The 1,952-nt window shown below is 69.2% G+C and carries 2 protein-coding genes; one reads left to right on the forward strand and one right to left on the reverse strand.

The window, feature by feature from the left end; all coding sequences use genetic code 11:
- Positions 1-111: 111 nt before the first annotated feature.
- Positions 112-549: a CBS domain-containing protein gene (locus tag AB0M20_RS40640; RefSeq protein ID WP_364306539.1), complete on the reverse strand. Its 438-nt coding sequence runs from the start codon at positions 547-549 to the stop codon at positions 112-114.
- 139 nt (positions 550-688) lie between these two features.
- Between AB0M20_RS40640 and AB0M20_RS40645 the strand changes: the two genes are divergently transcribed.
- Positions 689-1,816 (forward strand): alpha/beta fold hydrolase, encoded by a 1,128-nt coding sequence (locus tag AB0M20_RS40645; RefSeq protein WP_364306541.1) that lies wholly within the window; start codon positions 689-691, stop codon positions 1,814-1,816.
- The last annotated feature ends 136 nt before the right edge of the window (positions 1,817-1,952 follow it).

Below are 1,952 nucleotides of genomic sequence, written 5' to 3' on the forward strand. Positions count from 1 at the left end.
CTCCGCCGTCGCCGCCGCGCGCGCCGTCGACGCCGGTCACGACGTCACCGGGGTGCATCAGGCGCTGTCGCGGAACCTCGGCTGACCGGGCAGATCCCACACCATCGCAACTCAGGGACGCACGCCGGTGATGTAGCCGGCGAGCTCTCTGCGTTCCACCTCGAGCTCGTCGATCCGGTTCTTCACCACGTCGCCGATGCTCACCACGCCGCCCAGCGCGCCGCCCACCAGCACCGGCACGTGCCGGAACCGGCCGTCGGTCATCAGCCGCTCGACCTCCTCGAGGGAGGCCTCCGGCGAGACCGTGCGCACCTGCGCGGTGGCGATGCGGGTGACCGGCTCGGACAGCACCGCGGCGCCGCGCGCGGCCAGCGCCCGCACGATGTCCCGCTCGCTGACGATGCCGGCGATCTCGGTGCCGTCGGCCGACACCACGACGGCGCCGATCTTGTGCTCGGACAGAACGCTCAACAGGCCGGCCACATCGGTATCCGGGGGAACGGTGACGACCTGATCACCCTTCACGCGGAGAACATCGCTGATACGCATGGTTCCTCCCGATCGTGTTACGTCAAGGATCGTCGTTCGGTAGCCCGTTCGCTACCCCCGAATCAGCCGAACGGTCCGATGTCGAGACCATCGCACATGCGGTCTAGAACATGGCGCGATCGTCCGTTTGCCTGATCGGGTGCGCAAAGTCTTGATCATCACCTTGGCCCCGCTCCTACTAGCCATCGCCACTCCGACGAGCGCCGACGCCGCGTTGCCGGCGCCGGGCACCGTCACGAAGTCCGCCGTCCTCACGCTGCCCAGCGATCTGGCCACGCGCGGCACGGCGAAACGCATCGAGTACGTCACGACCGATCTCCACGGCACCCGGATCACCGCGACCGGGCTGATCCTGACCCCGAAGGGCACGCCGAAGAAGAAGGTGGTCGCCTGGGCACACGGCACGACCGGCATCGCCGACGCCTGTGCTCCGTCGCAGAACCGGGAGGTGTTCTGGCCGGAAGCGCGGCAGGCGGTCCTCGCGCTGCTGCGCAAGGGCTACACCGTCGCGGCTCCGGACTACCCCGGCCTGGGGACGGCCGGGCCGCACCCCTACCTGGTCGGCGACAGTGAGGCCCGGTCGATCATCGACAGTGTGCGGGCCGCCCGCTATCTGGACGGGTCGCTGAGCAAGTCGTACGCGGTGGACGGGCACTCGCAGGGCGGACAGGGCGCGCTGTTCACGGGCGAGCTGGCGCCGTCCTACGACGGCGACCTGACCTTGAAGACCGTCGTCGCGATCGCGCCGGCCTCCAACTTCCGGACGCTCGCGGCACTGATTCCCGGCACCCCCGGACAGGGTTACCTGGTGATGGGCGTCTTCGGCCTCGCCGCCGTGGACCCGACGGTGCACCCGGCCGAGTTGTTCGCGCCGCCCGCGAAGGAGCCGGCGAGGATGGCGACGCTGCAGAACGGCTGCCTTTACGAAGTCCTCGAGGCGTTCGACGATCTGACGGCGCCGGACAAGGACGACATCACAGACCCGGAGGACCTCCTAGTGGACGGCGCTTTGCCGGCTGCCGTGGTGAACAAACTGGTGGCCACGGGCGACCCGGCGAGGCGTCCGTCCAGCGCGCCGATTCTGGTGATCCAGGGCGAGTACGACGAGGCGGTGCCCGCCTTCATCACCGACATGCTGGTCGAGCAGTTGCAGCGGCGCGGTAATGCGCCGGTCACCTACGAAGTGCTGCCGGGCGAAACCCATGACGGTGCGGTCTTCGCCACCACCGAGCGGGTCGCCACCTGGATCGAGACGAAGCTCGGCTGAGGACGGCGTGACGGGGCCGGCCGTGGTCGCGGCCGGCCCCGAGCGTCATGCAGGGGATCGATTGTCGTCCGATCGGAGGGTTGATCCCCTCCGATGCCTCCTGGGTAGGTTGTACGGCGATGACAGACCCCGATCC

Source organism: Actinoplanes sp. NPDC051633, assembly GCF_040681735.1.
In the GTDB taxonomy this organism is placed as follows: domain Bacteria; phylum Actinomycetota; class Actinomycetes; order Mycobacteriales; family Micromonosporaceae; genus Actinoplanes.